Origin of the sequence: Vibrio tapetis subsp. quintayensis, from assembly GCF_030409945.1 — a bacterium.
Taxonomy (GTDB): domain Bacteria; phylum Pseudomonadota; class Gammaproteobacteria; order Enterobacterales; family Vibrionaceae; genus Vibrio; species Vibrio quintayensis.
The window spans coordinates 1-8,431 of record NZ_JAUFQV010000038.1 but is presented as its reverse complement, the minus strand read 5'-3'; the positions used below and the strand labels follow the sequence as shown (position 1 = coordinate 8,431).

Annotated in this window: 7 protein-coding genes and 1 pseudogene; 7 read left to right on the top strand and 1 reads right to left on the bottom strand. The window is 43.4% G+C overall.

The annotated features are described in order from the left end of the window. The 6 genes from QWZ04_RS20030 to QWZ04_RS20005 form a co-directional block, all read left to right on the top strand. The coding region (locus QWZ04_RS20030; RefSeq protein ID WP_290330022.1) for a DDE-type integrase/transposase/recombinase at positions 1-243 on the top strand (243 nt) is incomplete at its 5' end. A gap of 378 nt (positions 244-621) precedes the next feature. Beyond that, on the top strand, positions 622-1,464 hold the full coding sequence (locus QWZ04_RS20025) for an ABC transporter substrate-binding protein (RefSeq protein WP_290330021.1): 843 nt from the start codon (positions 622-624) through the stop codon (positions 1,462-1,464). 3 nt (positions 1,465-1,467) lie between these two features. Next, the gene (locus QWZ04_RS20020; protein ID WP_290330020.1) at positions 1,468-2,481 is read left to right on the top strand and encodes a FecCD family ABC transporter permease; all 1,014 of its coding nucleotides are present in this window, start codon (positions 1,468-1,470) and stop codon (positions 2,479-2,481) included. Beyond that, positions 2,474-3,505, top strand: coding sequence for a FecCD family ABC transporter permease (locus QWZ04_RS20015; protein WP_290330019.1), 1,032 nt, complete (start codon positions 2,474-2,476; stop codon positions 3,503-3,505). Before QWZ04_RS20020 ends, QWZ04_RS20015 begins: the two co-directional genes overlap by 8 nt. Positions 3,506-3,507: 2 nt before the next feature. Beyond that, positions 3,508-4,320, top strand: a complete 813-nt coding sequence (locus QWZ04_RS20010) for an ABC transporter ATP-binding protein (protein WP_290330017.1) — start codon at positions 3,508-3,510, stop codon at positions 4,318-4,320. 4 nt (positions 4,321-4,324) lie between these two features. Beyond that, positions 4,325-5,113, top strand: a complete 789-nt coding sequence (locus QWZ04_RS20005) for an IucA/IucC family C-terminal-domain containing protein (protein ID WP_290330016.1) — start codon at positions 4,325-4,327, stop codon at positions 5,111-5,113. 27 nt (positions 5,114-5,140) lie between these two features. On the opposite strand, the gene QWZ04_RS20000 is transcribed toward QWZ04_RS20005, so the two are convergent. Beyond that, complete coding sequence (locus QWZ04_RS20000; RefSeq protein ID WP_290330015.1) at positions 5,141-7,231, bottom strand: TonB-dependent receptor; 2,091 nt, start codon at positions 7,229-7,231, stop codon at positions 5,141-5,143. 196 nt (positions 7,232-7,427) lie between these two features. Between QWZ04_RS20000 and QWZ04_RS19995 the strand changes: the two are divergent. Beyond that, positions 7,428-8,431 (top strand): annotated as a pseudogene (locus QWZ04_RS19995) (IS3 family transposase); the annotation flags it as partial.

Here is an 8,431-nt window from a genome sequence, read left to right as displayed (position 1 = left end):
GTGAAGTATCTCAATAATGGTATCGAGTCCGATCACGCCCCCATCAAGAAGCTCGTCGCCAGCACAGGCGGTTTTAAAATACGAAAGCGAGCTTGGTCAACCATCGAGGGATTCGAATCACTTCGAATGTTGAACAAAGGCCAGTTTGATTTCTGGTTACGTCATGATGAGCGTAAAACGCTTGTTCGGGAGAGATCCGCCTTCATGAATCGTCTCTTCAATGTTGAGGTGGTTTACCAGTAATCGTTAAGCCCATTACTGGGTAGATCTGCACTCTCTGATTAATTGCAACAGCCCCCCTATAGGGGTGCTTAATGGACAGCGAGAATTGGTGTGGGATCTGGGAGGCAAGGAGGAACTCGCACTGGAAAGGTTTCTTCGTTGCAAATCTTTATTACGAATTTTGAGAACGAATGAGAAGTTTAAGTATACAAAACTCTTGTTATGATTATGATAATAGGTATCATTTGCGTTAGTTAATTAGTTTTTTGGAGGTTGGCTTTGTTACTTTCTGTTCTTAAAAGAAAAAAAGGATTTTTCTGTCTACTGTTTTGTTTATCTTGGCTAGTAAGCACCACATCAAATGCGTCCTCTGAGCACACTCATTTAATCGAGCACTCTATGGGGCAATCGGCTGTTCCATTGAAAGCTAAAAGGGTCGTCACCTTGTTTCAAGGAGCAACAGACAGTGCTGTCGCCTTAGGTGTAAAACCCGTAGGAGTAGTTGAGTCTTGGGCAGAAAAACCGATGTATACGTACTTAAGAGAGGCTCTTGGGGAGGTAACGTATGTGGGATTAGAGACTCAGCCTAATTTAGAAGAAATTGCTACGCTGAAGCCGGATGTCATCATAGGAACGAAAGCCCGACACGAAAAAATATTTGAACAATTGCAAAAAATTGCGCCAACGGTTCTAGCAACCAATGTTTACGATTTTAAGTACTCTCTTGAATTAACGGCGGAAGCCACAGGGAGACAACAACAGGCCGATGAAATCTGGAATCACTGGCAACAACGAATTCAATATGTACAGAAGCATCTTCGCCAAACGCTACCTAAATGGCCTCTTACCGCATCCATTTTGAATGTTCGAGCCGATCACTTACGTCTATATCTACACAAAAGTTTCCCAGGTGCGGTGTTGAATGAGATAGGTTTCCAATTTCCTCTTGAAGATAATCGTCGTTTTGGGTGGGGGATGAAAATCAAAACAAAAGAAGCACTACCCAGTGTGAATGCTGACGTCTTTTTTGTATTTCTTCATTCCGAGCAGCCTTTGGTTGAACAAAATTATCAGTCTTGGCTATCTCACCCACTGTGGAATATCTTAACGGCTCCAAAGAATGAACAGGTTCATACTGTTGATAAAGTGACATGGATTTTATCTGGTGGGATTTTAGGTGCCAACCAAATCCTTGACCAGCTCGTTGAGATTTATCAAGTGCCAGAACGCGAACAAGAGTAACGGATGTTACTCGCTAAGGAGAATAACCAAGCACGTTGGGGAATGGTGGTACTCTCCATTTTCGTGCTCGTGTTGGCTTTCATTTCCAGTATGACATTTGGCCAATACCCTATCTCATTCGGGAATGTTATTTCTGCAGTTTTTCAACCTGAACCTACATCGATTGAATATGTGATTATTACAACGACTCGGTTGTCTAGAAGCCTTGTCGCTCTTTCCGTGGGCGGTGCCTTAGCGGTGGCAGGTACGTTAATGCAATCACTCACACGTAACCCTCTGGCTTCACCTGCGATATTCGGGGTAAATGCTGGAGCCATATTTTTCATCGTATTACTTTCTCAAGTGTTTATTTTAGATTCCACCAATGCCCTGTTTTGGGGGGCGATGATTGGAGCGGGAGTGGCGGGATCACTGGTTTATGGTTTAGGAACGATGGGCCGAGATGGGGCGTCACCGGTAAGAATTGTGTTAGCGGGGGCGGCGATATCAGCGCTATTCATTTCCTTTACTCAAGGTATTTTGGTAGTAGGGCAGGAGGGCATTGATAGCATTCTCTTTTGGATAGCAGGGTCGGTCTCGGGTCGAGAACTAGATGTAGTCATACCGGTATTGCCCTATTTAGTGGTTGGACTTATTTGTGCTCTGTTGCTCGCGCCACATATCAATATTCTTTTATCTGGCGATGATGTTGCTACAGGGCTAGGACAAAATACCGTTCTTCTAAAAATTGCGATAAGTGTTTTGATCATTGGTTTGGCGGGTACGTCTGTCGCTATGGCTGGCAATATTGGGTTTATTGGTCTCGTTGTCCCGCATATGGTTCGAGCATTCGTTGGGAATGATCATAAATGGTTGATATCGATCAGTGCTCTTTGGGGCAGTATTCTGTTGCTATTTTCTGATGTTATAGGGCGTTCCTTGCTGGCTCCAGAGGAAGTGCCTATCGGCGTGATGACGGCTTTGCTAGGCGCGCCTTTTTTTGTTTACTTGGCTAGGCAAGGAGGAAAGAGTGAATAAGCATATCGTCATCCGGACGTCATGGTTGTCTTTTTCCGTTATGTCCAAGTCCATCTTCGCTGTTCTGGTCATCCTGGCGATTACTTGCGTAATGATACTTGCATCACTTTCATTAGGCTCTCAATGGCTAAGTCCTTCGAGTGTTCTATCAGAATTATTCTTAAATACCCATTTAGACAATCATATTATTCTAGATACCTTTCGGTTACCACGCACCTTGATGGCAGTGATAGTGGGTGCCGCACTCGGAACATCTGGGCTGATTCTTCAATCGGTTATTCGTAATCCATTGGCATCGCCAGATGTTGTGGGGATGACAAGCGGAGCTTCGGCATTTGCAATTGCATTTTTGGCTTTTTTTCATCCTCATTACAGTATTGATTGGCTACCAGTCTTTGCTATTGCAGGGGCGCTTTTAGCCACGGGCCTTGTTTATTTACTCGCCTGGCGAAACGGCGTTAACCCGATGAGGATGATACTAGTCGGTATCGGTATTTCGGCCGTTATGGGAGCCGTGTCTACGTTTATTATCGCCATCAGCCCGACAACAACGAGCATCTCGGCTTATATCTGGTTAACAGGCAGTATCTATGGAGCAAGTTGGAGCGATGTGAAATCACTCTTCCCCTGGTTGAGTGTGAGTTTAGTCGTTGCTCTTTTTTTTGTTCGTCACGTTAACGCATTAGAACTTGGGGATAATTTGGCTAGCGGGCTCGGTGTCTCTGTCCAAAAAACTCGTTTAGTACTCATTCTACTTAGTGTCACCCTTGCCGCTCCGGCTATTGCGTACGTTGGCACAATCGGATTTGTTGGACTGATTGCTCCCCATATAGCAAGACGTTTAATAGTTAGAAGCTTTGTATTGTTAATGCCGGTCAGTGCATTTGTTGGCTCTTGCTTGGTTGTGCTCGCCGATCTTTGTGGACGTATGTTGTTTCAGCCGTTGGATGTCCCTGCTGGTGTGTTTGTTTCCGCTATCGGTGCGCCTTTTTTTGTTTACTTGTTATTTCGTCAACGATTATAAATATGGAAAAACACGCAATGTTTAGCCCTTTGGCAACACACAATCTCGTCCTTGGTTATCACAATGATATTATTATTAAATCACTTGATCTAAACATTAAACCGCATCAGATAACGGTTTTAGTTGGGGGCAATGGGTGCGGTAAATCTACGCTACTTAAATCCCTAGCCAGACTATTAAAACCAAAGACTGGCGACGTCACTTTGCACGGCAAGGACATTAATCGACAGTCGGGTAAACATGTTGCGCGTCGTTTAGCCATTTTGCCCCAAGGGCCAAAAGCACCCGAAGGTTTAACGGTCGAACAGTTAGTCAGGCAGGGGCGCTATCCACATCAACATTGGTTGCAGAATTGGACCGAGAAAGATGAAGAATTGGTAGCCCTAGCGCTCTCTTCGACGAACATGTCAGAGTTGGCGCAACGGTCAGTTGACACCTTATCTGGAGGCCAAAGGCAGCGAGCTTGGATTGCTATGGCATTGGCACAAGATACCGATATCCTTCTACTTGATGAACCCACTACGTATCTAGATTTAACGCATCAAATTGAAATTTTGGATCTACTCTTTGAATTAAATCTGAACAATAAAACGACCATTCTTATGGTATTGCACGACCTTAATCTTGCTTGCCGTTACGCTCATCAAATGATTGCACTAAAAGAAGGGGAAATCTTTAAGCAAGGCGCTCCAGAAGACATCATGGATGTTGAGATGATAGAAGCGGTTTTTGGTATGGAGTGCTATCTTGCTCGTGATCCTCTTTTTGGTACGCCAATGTGTGTCCCAAAAGGTAAAGGTAGAACGGTGTCGTGATCCAATGAGTAGCGCCTCAAAGAATGGAACGCTATCCGATATTGAGTGGGAAATGCTTGCTCAATTAGGATTGAAAAAATATCGGTCAGAATCCGTTCATCCTCTTCATATACCATCACAGCTTCTGTTAGATAAAAAAGAGTGCTTATCCATTCTTAATACCATTATGCCCGAACTTGGAGCGCCCGATCTTAAAGTGACGGCCTCACTTGTTATCAAGCGGATGGCCTTTTTGGTCCTTGCTCCAACACTCTATGCGATGTCGGTTTACAATAAAGGACTGAACCTAACCATCGATAATAGTGTGTTTGAATACCCGTTGAATGAACGAATTTGGCAAAATGGAATGCCCATATTTGATACCCAAGTGAGCCTAGCACTAGATGAGCGTGCCCCGTGGCGAGAAGGGGTGCTGCGTCAGGCTTTTTCTGAACATTTAACGCCACTAGTCAATGTGTTTAACGAAGTGACTGGGGTTTCAAAAAGAGTTCTCTGGGAAAATGTAGCGGTTCGTATCTTTAGTGTCTATGAACGGCGAATATTACCTAACGTTGCGAATGAGCTTAAAGCGGTGGTAGAGGATGACTTGCGATTTATCGTCAATGCGCAGACGCACGGTATTTTTTCTGTTGAAGAAAACCCGGTAACTCGTTTTTATGGAAAAAGAAAGCCATTGGCTCAGTCCGCAGACCCCGTAAGAATACGAAGGACTTGTTGTTATTATTATAAGGCAACGTCTCCTGAGGTTTATTGCTCGAACTGTCCATTGCTTCTAAAGAAAAAACACAGCTAACGCTGTGTTTTTTCTAATCGTGGCCTATTAAAAATCTAACTTATAGGCCAATGTGAACGTTCGGCCTCTTCCTTTGAAGTAAAAGTTGTCGTTCTTGTATGCACTTTGAGAGTAATAAGTAAAGTGGTCTTCATTGAGTAAGTTGGAAACAGAAGCATTCAATTTTCCGACAGGTAACTTGTAAGATAATGTCGCATCAAACAATGTATAACCTTGAAACTCTAGCTCTTTATCATCAAATGTTCTGCTAAAGGCATGATTGGCTTGAATCATGGATGTTAACCCATGGTTCCATTGAGCTGTCCATGCCAACCTTAGCTTGTTCGCTGGAATATCGGCACCAGTTAGCTTAGTGTCAACGTTTCCATCGCCATTAGTGTCGGAAAATCCTTTAATGTAAGAGTAGCCAGCATCTAGATTGTGAGAGTCACTAAGACTATACCCAAGTGAGGTTTCAAACCCCTGAATCTCTTTTTTCTCTCGTTTTACGGTGTAAAGCCCGTTATTTTCAACGATTCGGCTGCCAAGATCGGAATTCGATATGTAGTAACTGATTTCAAAATCAATATCGCCATTATTAAAGCGTACCCCACCTTCATAGTTGTCCGTTATAATGGGAGATAAGTCGACAAGCTCGTTCACCTTTTGGCCTGTTTTTTTCACGCCCCTTAGGACTCGTCCCACATCTGGCATACCAAACCCTTGAGAGTAGTTACCAAATAGTCGAACGCTTGGTGTAAGCTCAAACACAGCACCAGCGTTGTAGACCATTTCGCTAAATGACGGTTTTCCGCCTTGAACCGTTACCCCGTTTCTAGCAGCGACAGTCTGATACGTGTTGATATCCAGTTTTGCATTTTCATAACGAGCACCGGCTTGCACAGTTAACTTTTCAAGTGGATTGAATGTTAGCTGAATAAATGGTGCGTAATTAACATAAGATGTCTTAGGTACATAGGTTCGATTGGTTAAAATAAGTTTTTGACTGGTCGTATCTTTGAGCAAGTCTAAACCGGCAGTCGCGTTCAGTTTTCCGTCAAAAAGATTGCTTTTCGAAACACTGAGCTTAGCGCCTATCTTCTTAGATTCATTTTGTGACTGGTCGTAAATGGTTTCTGCTGTATTTGGGTCTTGGAAACTGCGTGAAGTAGAGGCTCCGTATCTTCCTGAAAAATCTTGAAGGAACCCTTGAGAGCTTAGCTTCATTCCAAAAAAGTCGTTGTGGGTATAGGCGACGTTAAACGTTTGGACAATGTTTGAAGGAGCAGCCCCTTTGGGTGTCCCTTTTACTGAAGATGTGGCCACGCCCTTGTCTCGGTCCCCTTTTACGGATGCGTAATTCATTTGACCTTTAAGTTGATAACGATTGTATAAAAACTTGATATCTTGCTCATCGTCTATCCAATAACCTATTTTGGTCATAAAATCATAACTTCGAGAGTCCATAATGTCCCCCCTAACGGTTGCTGCACCAACGTATTGTCCGTTGGCATCAAGGTAAACACCCTGGACTTCACCTGTTAGTCCGACCAAATAATCTAAACGCTCTGTCGCCCCTTCTAATTGGTAGCTGGCTTTATAAGATAAAGTGTCTGTGCTTACACTGGTCGTAGGAGAAGTCAATTGAATGCTGGCATGTTGATTGACATCGTCAGAGCGGTTGGTTTTGGTGATGAAGTTAATTATTCCCCCCGTTGCACCAAGACCATGAATGGCACTTGCCCCTTTAATTACCTCGATTCGTTCCACCATAGAAAGGTCTATTGTATGAGCAGCACGACTGCCTTTACGTAAAGAATTGGATTGTGGAACACCATCGACCATATACAGTACATCTCTACCTCTGAAGGTTTGGCTGCTATTGTTCAGCTTCTGTGTATTCAGGGCGTATCCAGGTAGCAGGTTCGATAGTACTTGTGAACTGTCGGTTGATATTGATAGCTGCTGTTCAATTTGTTCTCTGGTGATGATGGTGACCGATTGCGGAGAGTCTTCTTTACGGATATCAATACGACTTGATTCGACTACCATTATCTCTGTTTCTGAGGCAAAGGAATGTGACATTTGTACAGCTAAAATGAATGGCACCGCATATAAAATTTGTTTTGTGTAAAGCATAATTTATTCGCTGAGTTATGAGTTAATTCTTACATTATCACAAATGATAATGACACGCATTACGATTGATGTGTGATTGATTTGAATATCCACATAGAACTAGGCTTTGTTGCAATACTCAATCTAGGTGGTTTTTATCCGCACCAGAAGTTTTGGACACTGAGTTAAGTGAGTACAATCACTAACGAGGTGAACAATGACAACTAAGAAAACACGAATCAAACATACTCCTGAATTCAAAGCTGAAGCGCTTAAGTTAGCAGACAAAGTCGGTGTCGCTGCTGCCGCACGACAGCTATCGTTATATGAATCTCAAATCTATGGATGGCGTAAAGCCGTCAAAAAAGACGCGAAAATCAGCGATAGAGAAAGCGAACTCGCCACTGAGAATGCCAAACTCAAACGATTATTGGCTGAACAAGCTGAAGAGCTAGATATCGTAAAAAAGGCCGCCACCTACTTCGCGAAGAATCTAAAGTAGATTGCTATGAGTTTATGCTCGAACACCTTATGCAATATAGGATTGTCCGCATGGCTAAGGTATTTAGGGTTTCTCGAAGTGGGTTTTATTATTGGATTGATAATCGCCATAAAGTCGCTCAACGTAACGAGCACCGCAAGCAGCTTGACAGCAAAGTTCGAGAAGCTTTTGATGATAACAAGGAACGCGATGGTGCAAGGCGTATTCAAAAAGAACTTGAAGAAAATGGAAATAAACATGATGTTAAAACCATTGCCGCGAGCATGAAGTGCCAGAGCTTAGTTGCGAAAGCCGCCCGTAAGTTCAAATGTACGACAGACAGTAAGCATAGGCTTCCTGTTGCCCCGAACTTGCTTGAGCAAGACTTTAATGCGACAGCACCGAACCAAAAATGGGCTGGAGATATTACCTATCTAGCGACAAGTGAAGGTTGGATGTATTTAGCGGTTGTTATCGACTTGTACTCACGGCAAGTAGTTGGCTGGTCAATGAGCACCAGAATGACCGCGACTCTGGTCTGTGATGCGCTATCAATGGTAGAGGCATGCCCGAAGGGGTGATTATCCATAGTGATAGAGGCAGTCAATATTGTTCAAAAGACTACAGAGACTTAATCTCAGCCCATAACCTAAAACAAAGTATGAGTAGGAAGGGAAATTGCTGGGATATAGAGGTTATATTCTATGATCTTGATAACCGTGTTCTGACTCGTGCTGGGA